This window comes from Alcanivorax sp. MD8A, assembly GCF_002888555.1.
Classification (GTDB): Bacteria; Pseudomonadota; Gammaproteobacteria; order Pseudomonadales; family Alcanivoracaceae; genus Alcanivorax.
On the sequence record NZ_AQOQ01000013.1, the window covers coordinates 57,681 to 76,656 of the forward strand.

The following is an 18,976-nucleotide window of genomic DNA, read 5'->3' on the forward strand; positions in this document are numbered from 1 at the left end:
GGAGTCTCGAAATGAAAGTCATGATTCGTCGTGTGTTGATGCTGTCTTGTTCCATGCTGGTTGCCCAGGGTGCCTATGCAGCAGGGCCGTACATTGGTGGTAACTACAGCCAGATCCAGTATGACAACGAAGAGTTCGATTCCGATACGCTCAAGATTGATGCTGCGACCCTGAATGCCGGGTTTGAATTCACCGATTTTCTGGCACTGGAAGCCCGCGGTGGTGTAGGCGTTGATGAAGACAGCCAGGGTATCGTCGACTTTGAAATGGATCACCTCTACGGGGGTTACCTGAAACTGGGTGCACCCATTGGTGAAAACCTGCGCCCTTACATCATTGGTGGTTATACCAAGGTCAAAGGCAAGGTATCTGCCAACGGTGATATTGCTGGCGTGAATTATTCCTACAGCGACACCGAGACCTTTGAAGATGAATCCTACGGTGCAGGCCTGGATTTCAACTTTACTGACACCTTTGGTGCGAATCTGGAATACATGCGCTACGTCGATACCGATGAAGAAGAGATTTCCGGTATCAGTGTGGGTCTGCGCTCCGCCTTCTAATCCGGCGTTGAACCAACCCTCTTGCAAGAAAAGCCCCGCTCTGCGGGGCTTTCTTTTTTCTGCTTGCGTCAGTGTTCGGGGCGCGTGTCGCTCTGCAATGCTCGCTCCAGATTGGGTCGGAAGGCGGCAATGACGCCCAGATGCATCAATGTCCAGTAGTGCCCGCTGACAACGCGCTCTACCAGCAGGCTGCGCGGGGAAGGCTGGAATTTCATCATCTGTTCCAGTGAAGTACGTTTTACCTGTTTAAGAATGTCTGTGTGCAATTGGGAGCGGGCAAAGTCGAAGGGTTCCCGCGAAAAGGCACGCAGCAGGAGTTCGATCCAGGTGGCGTAGAAGTCGCCGCTTACGTCGCTGTCGTGTTTGCGGGCGCCCAGTCTCTGCAGCTGCTGATCCAGCGTCTCCCATTCTTCCTTTATGGCGCTGGTCACGATGTCGCGGAGCAGTTGCGCATCCTGTGAGGGCAGGCGTTTCACTGCGCCAAAGTCATACATCACGATGGTGCCGTCCGGGCGAAAGGCAAAATTGCCGGGGTGGGGGTCGCAGTGTACGGCGCGGAATTCAAAGATCTGCTGGCCAATGGCATCAAACAGGCGTTCGCCCAGCAGGTTGCGGGTGTCCTGGTCAAAGCCGTTGCGGTTGTTGACGTCGTCCAGCGCGGTGCCGTCTTCGCGGCTTAGAGTGAGTACTCGCTCGCTGGATAGTTCCCTGTATACGCGGGGGATCACCAGCCACGGCTGGTCTGCATGGCGTTGCCGAAACTCGTCAAGATTGGCGGCTTCCTGACAGTAGTCCAGTTCTTCATGCAGCTGGTTACGAATTTCCTGGAAAACACCGTCCAGGGCGGCTTCATCGACCTTCAACAAGCTGCCCAGGCGCAGAATGCGTCGCAGGTGTTTCATGTCCGAGTCGATGGATTCCTTGACGGCAGGGTACTGCACCTTGACCACCACCTCCTCACCCTCATGGGTGGTGGCGTGGTGGACCTGGCCAATGGAGGCAGCCGCAAAAGGCGTTTCTTCGAAGCGGGAGAAGAGGCTGTCGATCGTGTCTCCAAGCTCTTTTTCCAGCTGGCGACGGATCACATGGAATGGCATGGGGGCGGAGGCGTTTTGCAACACCTTGAGTTGTTCGCTGATCTCCCGGGGCAGGATGTCCTGCATCTGGGACGCGATCTGGCCCACTTTCATGACTGCCCCTTTCATCTCTCCCAAGGTAGCGGCCACTTCCTTGCCGATGTGCTGCATCAGCTTTTCCCGGTCTGCGGCCTTGGCAGCATCGGACTGAAACAGCCCTTTGACCTGATGCCCTGCTACACGTGTGGCAACCGAGGTGGTCATGCCGGCAAGGCGGAACAGCCGGCCGGTCGTGGAGGTGGGGCGTTTTTTACGGCGGGGCTGGTCAGCCATGGTCCCTCGCGTAAGCAGTAGCGTGTATTGTCGGAATTATGCTTCAACGGTAGACCGGCCATCACGGGCTGTACAGGGGGAAAAGGGGCCAGAAGGCGGTTATTCAGAGGTTCCCTGGGTGACTGGCAAGGTGCCAGGCAAAAGAAAGGGGCCAAAAAGGCCCCTAAAAGGAGAGTAACAACAGAAAGGAAACAGAATCAGCTACGTTTCTGTCCGGCAGAAACCAGATCGTTGAACAGTTTCTCGCCTTCTTCACGTGCGGTGGCAACAGCACCCAGGCCGGCCAGCACGAATTCGTTGGTTGCGTCGGCTTTCTCGCCACGCTCTTTCTTGCCTGCTTCGATCAGTTTCTCATACAGGGCCTGGCGCTTTTCCGGTGCGCTGTCGAGCAGTTCGCGGGCCGCTTGCAGGGCGCCACGACCGGCCAGCAGGGCTTTCGGTTTGCCTTCGGCATCTTCGCCGTAGGCGGCAGTGCCAGCTTCTACGTACTTGTTCAGCAGGTCTTCGGAGTTTTCTTCGGCCTTGTCATAGGCGCCCAGGCCAGCCAGATACAGCTTGTTGCCCAGGTCCTTGGCACGGTTTACCAGAGATTCGCTTTGTTCACGCAGATCTTTCAGCTCGCCCATGTGGTTAATTCCTTGCATTGTCCGGTGTAAAGAAAATTTGTTTGCAGTCAGAGTGTGGACTGCACGAGGATGAGATTAAGGCGAGCGCGCCCTGCCGAGCTGTCATTCTGTCTAACAATTATACACCGGGCTAATGGCGGGGAACTTTCAAGGTGTGATATCCATCAATGTCAGTACGCCAAGTCATACGTGGTCGTCATTTATTCGCATGCGTACACTGGCAAAAAAGACTGTACCGGTTTAGAGAGAACAGAATGATAGAAAAATTCATTGCCAAAGTGCCTGGCCGAATTTGGGCGGATGGGCGTCCGGCCAAGGCGCGTCAGTGGGAAGCGGAATTCAATGTGGCCTCCTGGGTGAGGGTGGCCGGTGCCGCAGGTCAGGTGCAGCTGGTGGTGCGCTACATCGACAGCAAGTCTGAAAAAGCGGTGTTGGTGGATACCGCTGAGGTCGGCGGAGAAGGCAGCGCATTGTTGTCGGGGTCCATTCGCCTGAAGCTGACAGCGGATGTGGAGCAGGTGCAGATCTCGCTGCGCCTGAGCGATCCAGGCATGACCCACGTTGTGGAAGAGCTGTTCATGCAGCGCCGCGGGGCCGCGCTGAAGAGCTCGGACAAGCTGATTTCCAATTATTGAGTGGTCGGTCGGCGCGCCGTCACCCCTGCTTGCGCGCCTTTTCCTCAAGGTGAGAAACCGTTGGGGCGGTCTTTCTGACTGCCCTTTTCTCCTGTGGTGCACTTTCCTGTGCGTCCTGTGTCTCTGCGTGGTTGACCAGGGATTCTGGCCAGCTATCAAAATCCAATCCGGTGACCCGGTTCAGATTGTCTAGCGCCTTTTCCGGTCGCAGTGTGTTCAGTTTCAGAATCTTGCTCATGGCACAGAGTCCCTGTGTTTGCCTGCAGGGATAAAAGCGAGAATTGTGCCAGTCTTGTGAAATAATTTTTATTCTTATATTTCAGCAAGTTAAAAATCTCGTTGTGCGATCGATCACATTATGCCGGCGAACCTCGGCAGCAAGTGACAATTTTGGTAACCCCGCATGGCGGGGCTGCCTCTTAATCCAGAAAGAAATCAGGGAGTAGCTGGTTGTCTTCCAGGGTGGGGTCCACCCGATAAGGGCTGAAATCGCTGACGCCGGTGTCACGGAGGATCTCTTCGTCGATGAAGAAGTGGCCGGAGGCCGCGGCGACGGGGCGCGTCAGGATGGCGTAGGCGGCATCGGCCATAATCGAGGGCTGACGGGCAGCCTGCACTGCCGGAACGCCGCCCAGCTGGTTTTGTACTGCCGCGGTGTTGATGACGGTCTTTGGCCACAGGGCGTTGACGGCCACCTTGTTCTTGTACTCGTCTGCCATGCCCAGTACACACAGGCTCATGCCGTACTTGGCCATGGTGTAAGCCACATGCCGGCCGAACCAATGCGGCGCCATGTTGAGCGGTGGCGCCAGATTCAGGATGTGTGGGTTGTCGGATTGCCTGAGATGCGGCAGGCAAAGTTTGCTGGCCATGAAAGTGCCGCGGCTGTTGATTTGATGCATCAGGTCATAGGACTTCATGCTGGTGGCTTCTGTGCCTGTGAGGGCGATGGCGCTGGCATTGTTGACCAGAATGTCGATGCCGCCAAAGGTCTCCACGGTCTGGTCAATCGCCGCTTTGAGCTGTTCTTCGTGGCGGATGTCGCCTACGCAGACCAGTGGGGTGCCGCCGGCGTCGCGGACTTCTTCGGCCGCGGTGTAAATGGTGCCTGGCAGTTTGGGGTGGGGTTCTGTGGTTTTGGCAAACAGGGCGATGTTGGCGCCGTCTGCGGCCGCCTTGAGTGCGATTGCCTTGCCGATGCCACGGCTGGCGCCGGTGATAAACAGGGTTTTGCCTTTCAGGGATGGGTTCATGGTCCTCTCCGGAGGGTGGCTGTTGCGATGACAACCTAGCAAGCGCTTGGTTAAATCGCAATGACGTTGGCTGCAGGGCGGGTCAACAAGTGTCCCTCGGTCACTTGTCAGCATGGGTTGGGCAGGATAAGGTTCTTTTTTCGGTCATTTGGGGCCATGGAAGGTCAGAGCTGAGTAATAACCATGACAATTCTGAAAATGGACCCGGCGGAGTACTCCGTCTCCGCTGAATATCTGTCGCTGATGCTGGACGTACTGGCGCGCCGTGGTGTGGATACCGAGCAGGTGCTGGCGGGCACGAATATTGAGTCAGGGTGCTGGCGTGACCCGAAGGCTCGTATTACTGCCCAGGATTTCGAGCGAGTGGCGTTGCGTGCCGTCAACATTACGCAAGAGCCCTGGCTCGGTTGGGAGCTTGGTGCGTCAATGACGCTCTCTTCCCATGGTTTTCTGGGGTATGCGGCGATGAGCAGTGCCACCCTCGGTGAGGCGCTGGAATTGGCCGTGAAGTATTTTCGCACCCGCAGCACCATGGTGCAGCTGGAGACTTTTCAGGATGGTGATATGGCCGTCCTGCAAGTCAATGAGCTGTTGGCGCTGGGGGAGCTGGCTCCCATGACCATGGAAAGCCTGTTCTCCAGTTTCCATTTCATGGGGCAGAAGTTGTTGCCAGGCATGGATGTGATTGGCGAGCTACGGTTTTCCTACCCCGAGCCTGCCTATTTTGAGCGTATGCGCCCGCTGATGCCGGTGCCGGTCTATTTCGATTGCGCTTACAACCAGATGCGGTTCCCGGTAGAGCGGCTGGATTACACGCTGCACTTCGCGGACCCCCGTCTGGCTCGCATGGCGGCGGACCAGTGCGAGCAGGAAATGGCCTCGATCAAGGCCCCTCCTGCACTGCTGGGACAGGTGCGCCGTATTATTCTGGCGGGCGGCGGGCGTTTTCCCGGTGTGGAAGAAGTGGCCAGCGAGCTGCATATGTCGTCGCGAACGCTGAAGCGCAAGTTGCAGCAGCTGGGGACCAGTTATCAGGAAATTCTCGATGGCCTGCGCAAAGGGTTGGCGGTGGAGTTCCTCACCCAGTCTGACCGCACGGTGGACGAGATAGCCATGTCTCTTGGTTACTCGGATGCCTCCAATTTTGCTCGTGCCTTTCGTCGCTGGACCCAGCGCAGCCCGTCCGATTATCGTCAGTAACCCAAAATATTGCCCTGCACGACGGGTGCAGGACTGAATCTGTCTGGAGTCACTCATGGCAACGCTTCACCCCCGCCTGGCGGCGGATACCCGTGCTCTGGGAGAAACCGAGCTGTGCTGGCTGCGCTGGATGAACGATCAGCGTTTTGCCTGGCTGATTGTGGTGCCCAAGCGTGACGGTCTGCGTGAATGGCATCATTTGCCAGCAGACGAGCAGGTCGCCTTGCTGCAGCAGGTGAATACGTTGGCGATGGAGCTGGAGAACATCACCGGTGCCGACAAAATCAATATCGGGGCGTTGGGCAATATGGTTCCGCAGCTCCATATTCACATTATCGCCCGGTTTGAGGGGGACCCCTGTTGGCCAGGGCCTGTCTGGGGACAGGGGGCCCCTGAGCCTTGGGGAGAGGGCGAGAGTCCGGCCTGGCTGGATGCGTTGGGCGGTCGAGTCTGACCATGGGATTGGAGCCGGTGGCAATACAGTGCCCCTGTTGTTGGGAGCAGATTGAGATTTTGGTGGATACCTCTGTGCCCGAACAGGAATATGTTGAAGACTGTCAGGTTTGCTGTCGGCCCATGGTGTTGACGGTAACGTTGTCAGAAGGGGGCGAGCGGCCCGACGTCTGTGTTCGGCCGGAAAATGACTAGGGAAGGGCGTGGGGAATGTTGCTGATTGGGATTTTTATTGCACTGGTCTTTGCCTACGGATTGGTATCGAAACGACTTGAGGGCGGTTACCTGACGGCCCCAATGCTGTTCACTCTGGCTGGCATGCTTGTCGCGTTTCTGTTGACTCCGGGGTTGGCGATGGAATCAGGGGGGCAGGCGTTTCTGACTGTGGCTGAGCTGACGTTGGTGCTGCTGTTGTTCACGGATGCCAGTCACACCAATTTACGGGAGCTCCGCCGCGATGGAATGCTGTCGGTGCGATTGTTGACGACTGGCATGCTGCTCACCATTGTGCTCGGCGGGATGTTTGCCTGGTGGCTGTTTCCTTCGCTGGGGCTTTGGTATGCGGCGATTGTAGGCGCCATTCTGGCTCCCACGGATGCGGGCCTCGGGCAGGTGATCGTGAACAGTCCTGCGGTGCCGGAAAGAGTGCGCGAGTCCCTCAATGTGGAGGCAGGACTGAATGATGGGTTAAGTGTTCCTTTCCTGTTGTTTTTTATTGCCCTGACGGGAATGCAGGGCTTTGAGGCCAGTGGAATGTTGCTCGAATACATTGTCGAGCAATTGGGCTATGGCGCGGTCATTGGTCTTCTGGTTGGCGGGATTGGAGGGCTGCTGCTGGCGAGCTTTTCGCGCCTTGGCTGGCTGGCGGAAGATGGCGAGCAAATGGCGATCCTGTCGCTGCCGATCATGGCGCTGTTGTTGTCCGAAATGGTTGAAGCCAGCATGTTTATTGCGGCGTTTGTCGCCGGTCTGGCGTTGCAGTGGCGTTTTCGTCCGGCCAGCCGGGAGGACCGTTTTTACGGGCTGCTGGGTGGGTGGCTAAGCCATTCCGTGTTTTTCCTGTTTGGCCTGATCGCGTTAACAGCCCTCCAGAGTCTGGAGTGGCGATATGTGGTCTATGGCTTGTTGAGCCTGACCCTGATTCGCATAGGGCCGGTGTTGCTGGCGCTGGCCGGCACGGCGTTAACTATGCGGCAGCGCTTGTTCATGGGTTGGTTTGGCCCCAGGGGGCTGGCGTCTATTGTGTTGGGGCTGGTTTTTCTGGAGCAGCACGGGCAGGGCGAAGGGGTTGAGCTTGTCAGTCAGCTGGTGGTGGTGACGGTATGGCTGAGTGTGATGCTTCACGGTGCAAGCGCAAGTTCTGGCATTCGCTGGTTGAATCGTGGCTAGCCAGGGCTACCGGTCATGGTGGCCCAACGAGCGGTCTGGGCAGATTACATCCCTGACCCGCCGTTTGAGTTCGCTGATGTCGGGGAAGCTGCGCTCCCAGATGCGCTGTTCATCTGCGTCTATCCAGAATGCGCCTCCGGTGCCGGGCTGAAGTGTGACTTCGTCCAGTTCATCCGCGAAGGTGCCCAGCAGTTCCTGCGCATACCATGCACTACGCAGCAGCCAGTTGCACTGGCTGCAGTAGTGGATCACCACACGGTGGGTCATCAGGGAGTGTCGTTCCCGGCCAGGAAGGCCTGCATTTCAGGATCGTTCAGCATGCGGGTAATTGCGCCGCTGAGGATGGCGTTTACCATCTCGCCGTTGCGTTTTGCCGTGGGCGTAAGGGGCAGGTCATGCTTGACGCTGCTGCGGTAAGTGCCGGTATGGGTGATCTCGTCACGGCTGGCGACGCCTTCAAGGGTCAGGGTCAGGGTGACGCTGTTCACCACAGAGCCTTCTTCCGGTACGTAGTCCAGCTGCTCAAGGCGCACTTCCAGTCGCGTCGCGTCGTCATCGGGGTTGAAGGCGTTAAAGCCCTGGGTTTGTAGTCCTTGTCGAACGGCTTCTTCCACGGCGGTTTTAACGTCATTGGCCGGTTGCACCAGCGAGGTTTCTTTGTAGACGCCACCGCGGGTGCCGAAGGCGAGTTGATCACGGGAATCCACGGCATACACCAGTACTGGCTTGTTCTGGCCGATGTTGGCGGCTTCCACATCCGCCACAGGTTGCACGTCAATGGACTGCGGGCTCAAGGCGCAGCCGGCAAAGGCGGCACTGAGGGTAAGAAGCAAGACGGCTCTAAGCATGGTGTCTCCTTGTCGGGGCCGGTGATTCAGAAAGTGCGGTTCAGGGATTCCTGGGCCAGAGTGGTGAGCGACTCCTTGTAAGGGGAGGCCGGCACCTCGGCAATGGCGTCCAGGGCAAGGCGAGTATGTTCTGCGGCCTTGTCCACTGTATATTGCAGACCGCCACTGGCCCGAACAGTTTCCACAATCTCCTCCAGGTGATCGAGTCCGCCGCTGCGAATGGCATCCTTGATCAGGGCTGCCTGGCTATTGGAGCCGTTGGCAATGGTATAGATCAGCGGCAAGGTGGGCTTGCCCTCGGCCAGATCGTCCCCCACGTTTTTGCCCAGCTCGCTGGCATCCCCTTGATAGTCCAGCACGTCGTCAATCAACTGGAAGGCAATGCCGAGATGGCGGCCATAGGTTGCAAATGCCTCGGTAAAGTCAGTGTTGTCGTCGGCGGCCAGCACGGCGCCGGTTTCGGCTGCAGATTCGAACATCTTGGCGGTCTTGTGGTGAATGACCCGCATGTAGTTCTGCTCGGTGGTGTTGGGGTCGCGCACGTTGATCAGCTGCAGGACTTCACCTTCAGAGATGGTGTTGGTGCTCAGAGAGAAGATGTCCAGCAGACGAGGATGGCGCAGGGCGACCATCAGTTGCAGGGCGCGCGAAATCAGGAAATCGCCCACCAGCACGCTGGCGGCGTTGCCCCAGACGGCGTTGACGGTGGGGCGGCCTCGGCGCAGGTTGGACTCATCCACCACATCGTCGTGGAGCAGGGTGGCGGTATGCAGGAACTCGATGATGGCTGCCACGTCCACATGCCGGTCACCGCGGTAGCCGCCGGCGCGGGCGCAGAGGATGGCAACCAGCGGACGCAAGCGCTTGCCGCCAGACTGGACAATATAGTCGCCGACTTCGCGGATCAGGGGGACGCCGGAGTCCAGATGGTGAGTGATAAAGGTGTCTACAGCGGCAAAATCCTGTTCGACCGCGGCATAAATAGCCTTGAAATCCATGTACTTGAGTCCGGGCGAGTGATGGTGGCGCAACAGCGGGCAATGCTAACAGCGAGGGGCCGCCAGTCAATGAATTCCGCCTTATTGTCACTGTTGGGTGTCAAGCTGGCGTGACCAAAGGAAGGATCAGGGGGGCGGGGCGTCAGTTAACGGGGTTTGGGCGTTGCATGAGGGGGCGGTTTGCCGTAAACTTCGCGGCCCGATTTAACCCTCTGCCTGGCCCGCAAGTGGTGATCGCCCGAACAGGGTGTTGTTGCCCGCCTGAGTGGAGTCGTGCTGGAGCACAAACGATGTACGCAGTAATCAAAACCGGTGGCAAGCAGTATCGCGTTGAAGAAGGCGATGTTGTTCGCATCGAGAAAATTGAAGTGGCAACTGGCGAATCCGTGGATTTCGACCAGGTGCTGCTGGTTGCTAACGGCGACGACGTAAAAGTCGGTCAGCCGGTTGTGGATGGTGCCAAGGTTACTGCCGAGGTGCTGGAGCAGGGTCGTCACAAGAAAGTGAAGATCATCAAGTTCCGTCGTCGCAAGCACCACCGCAAGCAGCAGGGTCACCGTCAGTGGTACACTGCGGTGAAAATCACCGGGATCCAGGGCTGATCCTTAGACACACATTCAAGAGGATTTAGATCATGGCGCATAAAAAAGCCGGTGGTAGTACTCGTAACGGTCGCGATTCGCAGAGTAAGCGCCTTGGCGTTAAGCGTTTCGGCGGCCAGCTGGTAAATGCAGGCGAAATTATTGTTCGTCAGCGTGGCACCAAGTTTCACGCTGGTGTGAATGCCGGCATGGGTAAAGACCACACCATCTTTGCCACTGAAACAGGTCGTGTAAAGTTCGAGGTTAAAGGCCCGCTGAGCCGCCAGTACGTGGTGATCGAGCCTGTGGCCTGATCCTGACGGATCAGAAAAAACCCCGCGAGGCTTCGCCCGCGGGGTTTTTTTGTATTTGCGGCCGGGGCTTTGTCCGGCCGTATCTGTCCCCAAAATGAATGCATTGCCGTAGAATGGCACCGTTCTGAAAGAGAGTCTGTTCCCATGCAATTTGTCGACGAAGCCACTATTGAAGTCCATGCCGGAAAGGGCGGTGATGGCTGCCTGAGTTTCCGACGCGAAAAGTATGTGGAGTTTGGCGGCCCGGATGGCGGTGATGGCGGTGCTGGCGGCAGCGTGTATTTTCAGGCCGACAGCAATCTCAATACCCTGGTGGATTACCGTTACGAACGCATTTTCAAGGCGCGAAATGGTGAGCCCGGCAAGGGGCGGCAGATGACCGGAAAATCCGCGGATGACGTGACGCTGTTGGTGCCGGTCGGCACCACCGTGATCGATGTGGATACCGATGAAGTGCTGGCCGACCTGACCGACCCGCAAAAGCCGGTGATGATCGCCAGCGCAGGGCGTGGCGGTCTGGGCAACATCCATTTCAAGAGCAGTACCAATCAGGCTCCCCGCAAGACCACCAAGGGCAAGCCGGGGGAATCCCGTCGCTTGCGCCTGGAGCTCAAGGTGCTGGCGGATGTTGGCTTGCTGGGGATGCCCAACGCGGGCAAGAGCACTCTGATTCGGTCCATTTCTGCCGCCAAGCCCAAGGTGGCGGACTATCCCTTCACCACGCTGGTGCCGAATCTGGGTGTCGTCAAGGCGGACCGTCATCGCAGCTTTGTGGTGGCAGACATTCCGGGGCTTATCGAAGGGGCGGCAGAAGGGGCCGGGTTGGGGATTCGTTTCCTCAAGCATCTGGCGCGAACCCGTTTGTTGCTGCATGTGGTGGATATTGCGCCCATGGATGGCGGTGATCCGGCAGACCATATTGATGCCATCGCGGATGAGCTGGATCAGTTCTCGCCGGCGCTGGCGGAGCAGGAACGCTGGCTGGTGTTTAACAAGATTGATTTGCTGGCGGATGACGAAGCTCAAGCCAAAATCGATGCCATTGTGGAGGAGCTGGGCTGGCAGGGGCCGGTTTACGGCATTTCTGCGGCGGCAGGCGTGGGTTGCGAAGAGCTGGTTTATGCCCTGATGAATGCCATTGAAGATCGTCGTCGCCTGGAGCAGGAAGATCCTGAGTATGCTGCGGCTCAGCAGGATCTTCGTCATCGCCTGGAAGAAGAGGCTCGTGAAAAGGTGCAGGAGCTCAAGGCGGAAGCGCGGCGCGCCCGGGACAATGACCGGGATGACGACGATGATGACGATCACGACGTGGAAATCATCTACGAGCCGTAATGTAGGGCGGAAATGGGCGAGCGCCCATCTCCGTCGTTACCGCTTGGCTGGCGGAGATTGGCTGGCGCCAATTTCCGCCCTACGGAACTTGTAAGGAGCGAAGGTGGCAGATCGCCAGCGTTGGGTTATCAAGATCGGCAGTGCCCTGTTGACCAATGATGGCAAAGGGCTCGATGTGGCGCTGATGCAATCCTGGGTGGATCGCATGGTAATGCTGCGTCAGCGCGGTATTGAGGTGGTGATTGTTTCCTCTGGCGCAGTGGCCGAGGGGATGACCCGTCTTGGCTGGGGGAGGCGCCCGGATTCCGTGCACGAGCTGCAGGCGGCCGCTGCTGTCGGGCAGATGGGGCTGGTGCAAGCCTGGGAGTCCTGTTTTCAGCGGCATAATCTGCACACCGCCCAGGTGCTGCTGACCCACGATGATCTTTCTGATCGCAAACGCTACCTGAATGGCCGTTCCACGTTGCTAACCCTGCTGGGGTTTGGTGTGGTGCCGGTGGTGAATGAAAACGACACCGTGGTGACCGACGAAATCCGTTTCGGTGACAACGACACGCTGGCTGCCCTGGTGGCGAACCTGGTGGAGGCGGATCGTCTGGTGATCCTGACCGACCAGGAGGGGCTGTTCGATGCTGATCCGCGTAGCAACCCCGATGCGGGTCTGATTCGGGAGGCGCAGGCGTCGGACCCGGCCATTGAGCGAGTGGCGGGTGGCGGTGGTCTGCTGGGGCGTGGTGGCATGGCGACGAAAGTCCGTGCTGCCAAACTGGCGGCCCGTTCCGGGGCGTTTACCACGATTGCCTCGGGTCGCAGCCCGGAGGTGTTGGTTGAGTTGGCAGAGGGGCTGGGGCCTGGCACCACCTTGTTGCCGGACACTTCCCCGATGAATGCCCGCAAGCAGTGGCTGGCCGGGCATCTGCAGATGCGCGGTCGGCTGGTGCTGGATGCGGGTGCGGTCAGGCGTGTTCGTGAGGGGGGCTCAAGTTTGCTGCCGGTGGGGGTGGTTGATGTGTTTGGCCAGTTCTCCCGTGGCGAGATGGTGGCCTGCGAGACCGAGCAGGGTGAGCGGATTGCCTGCGGTCTGGTGAATTACGATGCGGCAGATGCGCGTCGGATCTGTCGCAAGAAGAGTGCGGAGATCGCGGATGTGCTGGGTTACATGAACGAAGAAGAATTGATCCACCGGGACAATATGGTGGTGTTTGAGTAGCGCTCACACGCTTTCGCGCAACACGCTTGCACGCTAAAAGCGGGTCTCTGCGTGCGGTCGAAGGTTGGCGTGTTGCGTGAAGGCGATTGGCGGACATAAAAAAACCGGCGCGAGGCCGGTTTTTTTATGTCCAACGTGAACACGTTCGATCAGGCAGCCATGGCCTTGATCTTGGTGTTCAGGCGGCTCTTGTGGCGAGCGGCCTTGTTGGGGTGAAACTTGCCCTTGCGGGTGGCTTTGTCCAGCACGGATACCGCTTGGGTGTAAGCTTCCTGGGCGGCACCTTGGTCGCCGGACGCAATAGCCGCGTTCACCTTTTTCAGGTATGTGCGCACCATGGAGCGCATCGCTGCGTTGTGCTGACGGCGCTTTTCCGCCTGACGCGCACGCTTGCGTGCTTGCGGTGAATTAGCCAAGGTCCTGCTCCTATCTTGAATTCTGAGGTCGAAATTGGGTTTATGACACAGGCCGCAGGGCGGCCGGCACACGTTGTCGCGATCAGGTTGTGATCAAAAAACAGGCGTGCCACGGTCTAAAGACGCGCAACTATGCCGATCATGAGGGGCATTGTCAATGGGAAAAGGGCGCTGAAATGATCACTGGTAGCGGTTCGTGTGGCCTTTCGCTAACCTTGCCCGGTTCCGCCCGGATGAGGGGCGTTGTGGGCTGCCCGGGTGGCGCCCGGGCATTGGAGACCCCATGACAGACAGCACGCAGACCCCACCCAAAAAAGCCGGCTTGCTGGCCTCCACCCTGGTGGTGTCGAGCATGACCATGCTTTCGCGGGTGCTGGGGTTGATCCGTGACGTGGTGATCGCCCGCATGCTGGGGGCGTCCGCCGGGGCGGATGCCTTTTTTGTTGCCCTTAAAATTCCCAATCTCCTGCGTCGCTTGTTTGCTGAAGGGGCGTTTAACCAGGCCTTTGTGCCGGTGCTTAGCGAATACCGCAACAAGGGCAGCATGGCGGCCACCAAACTGCTGGTGGACCGGGTTGCCGGGACACTGGGTGGCACCCTGATGCTGGTGACGTTGCTGGGGGTGCTGGGCGCGCCCTTGATCATCTGGGTGTTCGCGCCCGGGTTTGGTGATGAGCCGCACAAGCGGGCGCTGGCAGTGGAAATGCTGCGTCTGACCTTCCCTTATCTCTTTTTTATCGCCCTGACGGCTTTCGCGGGCGGCATCCTTAACAGTTGGAACCGGTTTGCAGTGCCGGCGTTTACCCCGGTGCTGCTCAATCTGAGCCTGATTGCGTGTGCCTTGTTTCTGGCGCCGCACTTTGCCGAGGACCGGATGGCGGTGGCGCTGGCGTGGGGGGTGTTGATCGCCGGTGCGGCCCAGCTGCTGTTTCAGTTGCCTTTTCTCGCGCGTCTGAATCTCATGCCGGTGCCGCGTATGGGGTGGCAGGACCCGGGAGTGCGCAAGATCATGGGGTTGATGGCGCCGGCGTTGTTCGGTGCGTCGGTCTACCAGCTGAATTCGTTGGTCAATACGGTGCTGGCCTCCCTGCTGGAGACCGGGTCGGTGACCTGGCTGTATTACACCGATCGCTTGATTGAGCTGCCACTGGGTATTTTTGCGGTCGCCATCGGGACGGTGATTCTGCCGAGTCTGTCCCGGCAACATGCCCAGGCAGATCCGCAGGCGTTTTCCCGCATGCTGGATTGGGCGATTCGCCTGGTGCTGTTGATTGGTCTTCCGGCGGCGCTGGCATTGGCGGTGCTGGCAGAGCCCTTGCTGTCCACCTTGTTCCAGTATGGTGAGTTTACCGCGCTCGATGTGGCGAAAACGGCTGAATCCCTGCGCGCCTACAGCTTCGGATTGCTGGCGGCCATGCTGATCAAGGTGCTGGCGCCGGGGTATTACGCGCGCCAGGACACCAAGACTCCGGTGAAAATCGGGGTGGTGTCCATGCTGGCAAATATGCTGTTTGGTGCTCTGCTGGTGTGGGAATTCCGTCATGTGGGCCTGGCCACGGCCATGGCGCTTTCTGCCTGGCTGAATGCCGGGCTGCTATATATCGGGCTGCGCCGCAGCGGCGTCTACCAGCCTTTGCCAGGTTGGACGGGGCACGGGCTGCGCATGCTGGTGGCCGGGGGCGCCATGGCAGCAGGAACCGGGTGGCTGGCGCAGCAAACCCAGGTATGGACCGAGGCCGGCGCAATGCTGCGCGTTGGTTGGTTGAGCCTGATCGTAGTGGCGGGCCTGGGGACCTATGGTCTTTGTTTGCTGGTGTTGGGGCTGAGGGTGCGACATTTGCGCCGCTAGCCAGGACCTACAACCGTCGTGCAGCCCGGCAGCGTTCCTGTATAATCTGGCGTCTTTCGAGACGAGGGTGTGATGCGACTGATTCGCGGCATTCACAATCTGCGCGAGACGCATCGTGGCTGTGTGGCCACCATCGGCAATTTTGATGGGGTGCATCTGGGCCATCAGCGCATTCTGGATCAGGTGATCACGGAAGCCCGTCGCCGTGGGTTGAAATCCACGGTGATGCTGTTCGAGCCTCAGCCCCAGGAATTTTTTGCGCCGGATCAGGCGCCGCCCCGGTTGATGTCGCTGCGCGACAAGTTGATCGCCTTGCGAGAGGCCGGGGTAGATCAGGTGTTGTGTGTGCGTTTCAATGCGCGCTTCCGGGCGCTTACCGCCGAGGCCTTTGTCAAAGGCCTGTTGGTCGATGGCTTGGGTGTGGACTATCTGGTGGTGGGCGATGACTTCCGTTTCGGTTGCGGCCGTGATGGCGATTTCGCCTATTTAAGGCAGGCCGGTGAGCGTTTCGGTTTTTCGGTGACGGACACGGCCACCTGTGAAGTGGACGGTGAGCGGGTGTCCAGCACCCGGATCCGGGCGGCCCTGAGTGCCGGGGCGTTTGATCTGGCCGCGCAGTTACTGGGCCGGCCCTTCGCTATCAGCGGTCGGGTGCGTCACGGTGACAAGATCGGTCGCACCCTGAATTTGCCCACGGTGAACCTGGCCCTGAAACGATTGCAGTCTCCCCTGAATGGTGTGTTCGCTGTCAGCGTAAGTGGTGCGGGCCTGACGGATCAGCCGGGGGCCGCCAATATGGGCACCCGGCCCACCGTGAATGGGACCGAGAACCGCCTGGAAGTGCACCTGCTGGATTTTTGTGAAGAGGACGACGGTGCCGGTTTTGGCAAGGACGGCCTGTACGGCAAGCACCTGACGGTAGCGTTCCGCCATTATGTGCGGGCGGAAGAAAAATTTGCGGACCTGGACCAGCTCAAGACTGCTATCTGGCAGGATGTGGAAGCGGTCCGAGACTACTTTGAAAAGACGGGAATATGACGGACTACAAGGCAACGCTTAACCTTCCCCATACCGACTTCCCCATGAAGGCCGGTTTGTCCCAGCGTGAGCCCGCGCGGCTGAAAGAGTGGCAGGAGAAAGCGCTCTATCAGAAGATTCGCGAGGCTTTTGCCGGTCGTCCCAAGTTTATTCTTCATGATGGTCCTCCCTACGCCAATGGCAATATTCATATTGGCCATGCGGTAAACAAGATCCTCAAGGACATGATCGTCAAGTCGCGCACCCTGGCGGGTTTTGATGCCCCCTATGTGCCCGGCTGGGATTGCCATGGCCTGCCCATCGAATTGATGGTGGAAAAGAAAGTCGGCAAGGCTGGCCACAAGGTCGACGCCCGCACCTTCCGGCAAAAGTGCCGTGAATACGCCAGCAAGCAGGTGGAAGGTCAGAAGGCCGACTTCAAGCGCCTGGGTGTGTTCGGTGATTGGGACAATCCCTACCTGACCATGGATTACGGCTTCGAGGCCAATATCATCCGTGGCCTCGGCAAGATCGTGGACAACGGTCATCTGCAGCAGGGCTTCAAACCGGTGCACTGGTGCCTGGATTGCGGCTCTGCCCTGGCCGAAGCGGAAGTGGAATATTACGACAAGGTGTCTTTTGCCATTGATGTGGCATTCCCGGTGGTGGACGGTGCGGATTTCACCGCGCGCAGCGCCATCGAGGCGAAGGCGCCACGCCTGGTGATCTGGACCACCACGCCCTGGACCTTGCCGGCCAACCGCGCGGTGGCGGTACACCCGGAGCTGGAGTATGTGCTGCTGACCGCCACGCAGGATGGTGAGGCCGGTGAATGGCTGGTGGCCGAGGCGCTGGCGGATGATCTGGTGGAAAAATGGGGGCTGGAGAATGTGTCCCGCTCCGCGTCTGTCGTGGGCGCCAAGCTGGAAGGCTTGTCCCTGCAGCATCCGTTCCTGGCGTATCAGGTGCCGGTGATTCTCGGCGAGCATGTTACCACCGATGCCGGTACCGGCCTGGTGCACACGGCCCCGGGCCACGGTGCCGATGACTTTGTGGTCGGACAGAAATACGACCTGGATCCAGTCAGCCCGGTACTGGATAACGGCAAGTTCCGTGACGACCTTGAGGTGGTCGGTGGCCTGCACGTGAGCAAGGCTAACGAGCCGGTGATTGAGGCCCTGAAAGAAAGCGGTGCGCTGGTGAAGTTCGCCAAGCTGGAACACAGCTACCCGCACTGCTGGCGCCACAAGACCCCGCTGATTTTCCGCGCCACCGCGCAGTGGTTCGTGTCCATGGACAAGAATAGCCTGCTCCAGCGTGCCCAGCAGGAAGTAGAAAAAGTTCAGTGGCTGCCCGAGTGGGGCAAGGCTCGCATCGACGGCATGCTCAGCGACCGCCCGGATTGGTGTATCTCCCGGCAGCGTACCTGGGGCGTGCCCATTGCGCTGTTCGTGAACAAGGAAACCTCCGAGCTGCACCCCGATACCCCGGCGTTGATCGAGCAGGTGGCGCAGCGTGTCGAAAAAGAGGGCATTGATGCCTGGTTCGATCTGGATCCGGCCGAGCTGCTCGGCGACGAGGCGGACCAGTACAGCAAGGTCACCGATACCCTGGACGTGTGGTTCGATTCCGGCGTGACCCACTACTGTGTGCTGGATCAGCGTGAACAGCTGCGAGCCCCGGCGGATCTGTACCTGGAGGGCTCTGACCAGCACCGTGGCTGGTTCCAGTCCTCCTTGCTGACCAGCTTGGCTATCCGCGATGCGGCGCCCTACGAGACGGTGCTGACCCATGGCTTCACCGTGGATGAGCAGGGCCGCAAGATGTCCAAGTCCATCGGCAACGTGATCGCTCCGCAGGAAGTGTGGAACGATTTGGGCGCCGACATCCTGCGTCTTTGGGTGGCGGCCACCGACTACCGTGGCGAGATGTCGGTGTCCAAGGACATTCTCAAGCAGATGGGCGACAGCTATCGCCGTATCCGCAATACCAGCCGCTTCCTGCTCTCCAATTTGAGTGGTTTTGATCCTGCGGTGGATGCATTGCAACCGGAGCAGATGCTGGCACTGGATCGCTACATTGTGGATCGTGCCCTGCAGTTGCAGGACGAGATCAAGGGGCTGTACGACGGTTATCACTTCCACCAGATCTACCAGCGCCTGCATCACTTCTGTGCGTTGGATCTGGGTGGCTTTTATCTGGATATCATCAAGGATCGCCAGTACACCACCCAGGCAGATTCTGTGGCACGGCGCTCTTGCCAGACGGCCCTGTACCATATTGCCCAGGCGCTGGTGCGATGGATGGCGCCGATTCTCAGTTTCACCGCTGAGGAAATTTACGAAAACCTGCCCGGAGAGCGGCTCGATTCCGTGTTCCTGGCCGAATGGTATGACGGCCTGTTTGCCCTTGAGGGCGACGCCATGGGGCGTGAGTTCTGGCAGCAGGTGCAAGACGTGAAACAGGGCGTTAACAAGGCCATTGAAGGGGCGCGCCGCGACAAGGTGATCAAGGGTGGGCTCAGTGCGGAAGTGACCCTGTTCGTGGAGGCCGACAAGCAGGCGTTGCTGGAAAAACTGGGTGACGAGTTGCGTTTCGTGACAATCACCTCTGCGGCGACTCTCAAGCCGTTGTCTCAGGCTCCGGCCGGGCTGGATGACAGTGTGCCCGGGCTGAAAGTGGAAGTGGTCGCGTCGGCCCATACCAAGTGCGTGCGGTGCTGGCATCACCAGCCTGATGTGGGTAGTCATGCGGGCCATGAAGCGCTGTGTGGCCGCTGTGTCACCAATGTGGACGGTGACGGCGAAGTGCGGCATTACGCCTAAACGCTCTGTAAGGCGGAAAGGGGTGTCAGCCCCTCTCCGCCATTACAGTGCCCTGCGA

Annotated in this window: 21 protein-coding genes; 13 read left to right on the top strand and 8 right to left on the bottom strand. The window is 59.0% G+C overall.

From position 1 onward, the window contains the following. Nucleotides 1–11 precede the first annotated feature (11 nt). Nucleotides 12–563, top strand: coding sequence for a porin family protein (locus A15D_RS08850; protein WP_102791626.1), 552 nt, complete (start codon nucleotides 12–14; stop codon nucleotides 561–563). A 68-nt stretch (nucleotides 564–631) separates the two neighbouring features. Here A15D_RS08850 and A15D_RS08855 read toward each other — a convergent pair whose 3' ends face one another. Continuing rightward, the gene (locus A15D_RS08855) at nucleotides 632–1,972 is read right to left on the bottom strand and encodes an AarF/ABC1/UbiB kinase family protein (protein WP_102791627.1); all 1,341 of its coding nucleotides are present in this window, start codon (nucleotides 1,970–1,972) and stop codon (nucleotides 632–634) included. A 197-nt stretch (nucleotides 1,973–2,169) separates the two neighbouring features. Further along, nucleotides 2,170–2,598, bottom strand: a complete 429-nt coding sequence (locus A15D_RS08860; RefSeq protein ID WP_102791628.1) for a phasin family protein — start codon at nucleotides 2,596–2,598, stop codon at nucleotides 2,170–2,172. A gap of 254 nt (nucleotides 2,599–2,852) precedes the next feature. Here A15D_RS08860 and A15D_RS08865 point away from each other — a divergent pair, with 254 nt between their 5' ends. Beyond that, entirely contained in the window at nucleotides 2,853–3,233 is a 381-nt protein-coding gene (locus tag A15D_RS08865) for a hypothetical protein (protein WP_102791629.1), read from the top strand. 19 nt (nucleotides 3,234–3,252) lie between these two features. Here A15D_RS08865 and A15D_RS08870 read toward each other — a convergent pair whose 3' ends face one another. After that, nucleotides 3,253–3,471, bottom strand: a complete 219-nt coding sequence (locus A15D_RS08870) for a hypothetical protein (protein ID WP_102791630.1) — start codon at nucleotides 3,469–3,471, stop codon at nucleotides 3,253–3,255. Nucleotides 3,472–3,652: 181 nt separating this feature from the next. Continuing rightward, complete coding sequence (locus A15D_RS08875; protein WP_102791631.1) at nucleotides 3,653–4,486, bottom strand: NAD(P)-dependent oxidoreductase; 834 nt, start codon at nucleotides 4,484–4,486, stop codon at nucleotides 3,653–3,655. A 183-nt stretch (nucleotides 4,487–4,669) separates the two neighbouring features. Here A15D_RS08875 and A15D_RS08880 point away from each other — a divergent pair, with 183 nt between their 5' ends. Genes A15D_RS08880 through A15D_RS08895 form a run of 4 tightly spaced genes read left to right on the top strand, consistent with a single transcriptional unit; the run spans nucleotide 4,670 to nucleotide 7,528 of the window. Further along, nucleotides 4,670–5,686, top strand: a complete 1,017-nt coding sequence (locus tag A15D_RS08880) for an AraC family transcriptional regulator (RefSeq protein ID WP_102791632.1) — start codon at nucleotides 4,670–4,672, stop codon at nucleotides 5,684–5,686. Between the two features lie 55 nt (nucleotides 5,687–5,741). After that, the gene (locus A15D_RS08885) at nucleotides 5,742–6,140 is read left to right on the top strand and encodes an HIT domain-containing protein (RefSeq protein WP_102791633.1); all 399 of its coding nucleotides are present in this window, start codon (nucleotides 5,742–5,744) and stop codon (nucleotides 6,138–6,140) included. Nucleotides 6,141–6,142: 2 nt separating this feature from the next. Further along, nucleotides 6,143–6,334, top strand: coding sequence for a CPXCG motif-containing cysteine-rich protein (locus A15D_RS08890; protein WP_102791634.1), 192 nt, complete (start codon nucleotides 6,143–6,145; stop codon nucleotides 6,332–6,334). A gap of 15 nt (nucleotides 6,335–6,349) precedes the next feature. Beyond that, on the top strand, nucleotides 6,350–7,528 hold the full coding sequence (locus tag A15D_RS08895) for a sodium:proton antiporter (protein WP_102791635.1): 1,179 nt from the start codon (nucleotides 6,350–6,352) through the stop codon (nucleotides 7,526–7,528). A 6-nt stretch (nucleotides 7,529–7,534) separates the two neighbouring features. Here A15D_RS08895 and A15D_RS08900 read toward each other — a convergent pair whose 3' ends face one another. From A15D_RS08900 to A15D_RS08910, 3 genes are read right to left on the bottom strand one after another with little or no spacing between them, the layout of a single operon-like run. Beyond that, nucleotides 7,535–7,795, bottom strand: coding sequence for a SelT/SelW/SelH family protein (locus A15D_RS08900; RefSeq protein WP_102791636.1), 261 nt, complete (start codon nucleotides 7,793–7,795; stop codon nucleotides 7,535–7,537). Further along, nucleotides 7,795–8,376 carry a YajG family lipoprotein gene (locus tag A15D_RS08905; protein ID WP_102791637.1) on the bottom strand — a complete coding sequence of 194 codons (582 nt, stop codon included), beginning with the start codon at nucleotides 8,374–8,376 and terminating at the stop codon, nucleotides 7,795–7,797. Before A15D_RS08905 ends, A15D_RS08900 begins: the two co-directional genes overlap by 1 nt. Nucleotides 8,377–8,402: 26 nt before the next feature. Further along, entirely contained in the window at nucleotides 8,403–9,374 is a 972-nt protein-coding gene (locus A15D_RS08910) for a polyprenyl synthetase family protein (protein ID WP_102791638.1), read from the bottom strand. Nucleotides 9,375–9,664: 290 nt separating this feature from the next. On the opposite strand from A15D_RS08910, the gene rplU reads away from it, so the two are divergent. The 4 genes from rplU to proB all read left to right on the top strand — a co-directional run bounded on the left by rplU (nucleotide 9,665) and on the right by proB (nucleotide 12,811). Further along, nucleotides 9,665–9,976, top strand: a complete 312-nt coding sequence (gene rplU, locus A15D_RS08915; RefSeq protein WP_022986435.1) for a 50S ribosomal protein L21 — start codon at nucleotides 9,665–9,667, stop codon at nucleotides 9,974–9,976. A gap of 32 nt (nucleotides 9,977–10,008) precedes the next feature. Beyond that, a complete protein-coding gene (gene rpmA, locus A15D_RS08920) occupies nucleotides 10,009–10,269 on the top strand; it encodes a 50S ribosomal protein L27 (protein WP_022986434.1) in 261 nt (86 codons plus the stop codon). Nucleotides 10,270–10,413: 144 nt separating this feature from the next. Continuing rightward, on the top strand, nucleotides 10,414–11,601 hold the full coding sequence (cgtA, locus tag A15D_RS08925; protein WP_022986433.1) for an Obg family GTPase CgtA: 1,188 nt from the start codon (nucleotides 10,414–10,416) through the stop codon (nucleotides 11,599–11,601). Between the two features lie 103 nt (nucleotides 11,602–11,704). Then, the gene (proB, locus tag A15D_RS08930; RefSeq protein ID WP_102791639.1) at nucleotides 11,705–12,811 is read left to right on the top strand and encodes a glutamate 5-kinase; all 1,107 of its coding nucleotides are present in this window, start codon (nucleotides 11,705–11,707) and stop codon (nucleotides 12,809–12,811) included. Between the two features lie 149 nt (nucleotides 12,812–12,960). Here proB and rpsT read toward each other — a convergent pair whose 3' ends face one another. After that, nucleotides 12,961–13,227 (bottom strand): 30S ribosomal protein S20, encoded by a 267-nt coding sequence (gene rpsT, locus A15D_RS08935; protein ID WP_022986431.1) that lies wholly within the window; start codon nucleotides 13,225–13,227, stop codon nucleotides 12,961–12,963. 283 nt (nucleotides 13,228–13,510) lie between these two features. Between rpsT and murJ the strand changes: the two genes are divergently transcribed. The 3 genes from murJ to ileS all read left to right on the top strand — a co-directional run bounded on the left by murJ (nucleotide 13,511) and on the right by ileS (nucleotide 18,918). Next, nucleotides 13,511–15,076, top strand: a complete 1,566-nt coding sequence (gene murJ / locus A15D_RS08940) for a murein biosynthesis integral membrane protein MurJ (protein ID WP_102791640.1) — start codon at nucleotides 13,511–13,513, stop codon at nucleotides 15,074–15,076. A 72-nt stretch (nucleotides 15,077–15,148) separates the two neighbouring features. Then, complete coding sequence (gene ribF / locus A15D_RS08945) at nucleotides 15,149–16,114, top strand: bifunctional riboflavin kinase/FAD synthetase (protein WP_102791641.1); 966 nt, start codon at nucleotides 15,149–15,151, stop codon at nucleotides 16,112–16,114. After that, nucleotides 16,111–18,918 (top strand): isoleucine--tRNA ligase, encoded by a 2,808-nt coding sequence (gene ileS, locus A15D_RS08950; RefSeq protein WP_102791642.1) that lies wholly within the window; start codon nucleotides 16,111–16,113, stop codon nucleotides 18,916–18,918. The genes ribF and ileS overlap by 4 nt, the downstream gene beginning before the upstream one ends. Nucleotides 18,919–18,976: the final 58 nt, after the last annotated feature.

What these genes read in the sequence shown, in the direction of transcription:
- A15D_RS08850 (WP_102791626.1), top strand. Translation starts at nt 12, where the DNA reads ATGAAAGTCATGATTCGTCGTGTGTTGATGCTGTCTTGTTCCATGCTG.
- A15D_RS08855 (WP_102791627.1), bottom strand. Translation starts at nt 1,972, where the DNA reads ATGGCTGACCAGCCCCGCCGTAAAAAACGCCCCACCTCCACGACCGGC.
- A15D_RS08860 (WP_102791628.1), bottom strand. Translation starts at nt 2,598, where the DNA reads ATGGGCGAGCTGAAAGATCTGCGTGAACAAAGCGAATCTCTGGTAAAC.
- A15D_RS08865 (WP_102791629.1), top strand. Translation starts at nt 2,853, where the DNA reads ATGATAGAAAAATTCATTGCCAAAGTGCCTGGCCGAATTTGGGCGGAT.
- A15D_RS08870 (WP_102791630.1), bottom strand. Translation starts at nt 3,471, where the DNA reads ATGAGCAAGATTCTGAAACTGAACACACTGCGACCGGAAAAGGCGCTA.
- A15D_RS08875 (WP_102791631.1), bottom strand. Translation starts at nt 4,486, where the DNA reads ATGAACCCATCCCTGAAAGGCAAAACCCTGTTTATCACCGGCGCCAGC.
- A15D_RS08880 (WP_102791632.1), top strand. Translation starts at nt 4,670, where the DNA reads ATGACAATTCTGAAAATGGACCCGGCGGAGTACTCCGTCTCCGCTGAA.
- A15D_RS08885 (WP_102791633.1), top strand. Translation starts at nt 5,742, where the DNA reads ATGGCAACGCTTCACCCCCGCCTGGCGGCGGATACCCGTGCTCTGGGA.
- A15D_RS08890 (WP_102791634.1), top strand. Translation starts at nt 6,143, where the DNA reads ATGGGATTGGAGCCGGTGGCAATACAGTGCCCCTGTTGTTGGGAGCAG.
- A15D_RS08895 (WP_102791635.1), top strand. Translation starts at nt 6,350, where the DNA reads ATGTTGCTGATTGGGATTTTTATTGCACTGGTCTTTGCCTACGGATTG.
- A15D_RS08900 (WP_102791636.1), bottom strand. Translation starts at nt 7,795, where the DNA reads ATGACCCACCGTGTGGTGATCCACTACTGCAGCCAGTGCAACTGGCTG.
- A15D_RS08905 (WP_102791637.1), bottom strand. Translation starts at nt 8,376, where the DNA reads ATGCTTAGAGCCGTCTTGCTTCTTACCCTCAGTGCCGCCTTTGCCGGC.
- A15D_RS08910 (WP_102791638.1), bottom strand. Translation starts at nt 9,374, where the DNA reads ATGGATTTCAAGGCTATTTATGCCGCGGTCGAACAGGATTTTGCCGCT.
- rplU (WP_022986435.1), top strand. Translation starts at nt 9,665, where the DNA reads ATGTACGCAGTAATCAAAACCGGTGGCAAGCAGTATCGCGTTGAAGAA.
- rpmA (WP_022986434.1), top strand. Translation starts at nt 10,009, where the DNA reads ATGGCGCATAAAAAAGCCGGTGGTAGTACTCGTAACGGTCGCGATTCG.
- cgtA (WP_022986433.1), top strand. Translation starts at nt 10,414, where the DNA reads ATGCAATTTGTCGACGAAGCCACTATTGAAGTCCATGCCGGAAAGGGC.
- murJ (WP_102791640.1), top strand. Translation starts at nt 13,511, where the DNA reads ATGACAGACAGCACGCAGACCCCACCCAAAAAAGCCGGCTTGCTGGCC.
- ribF (WP_102791641.1), top strand. Translation starts at nt 15,149, where the DNA reads ATGCGACTGATTCGCGGCATTCACAATCTGCGCGAGACGCATCGTGGC.
- ileS (WP_102791642.1), top strand. Translation starts at nt 16,111, where the DNA reads ATGACGGACTACAAGGCAACGCTTAACCTTCCCCATACCGACTTCCCC.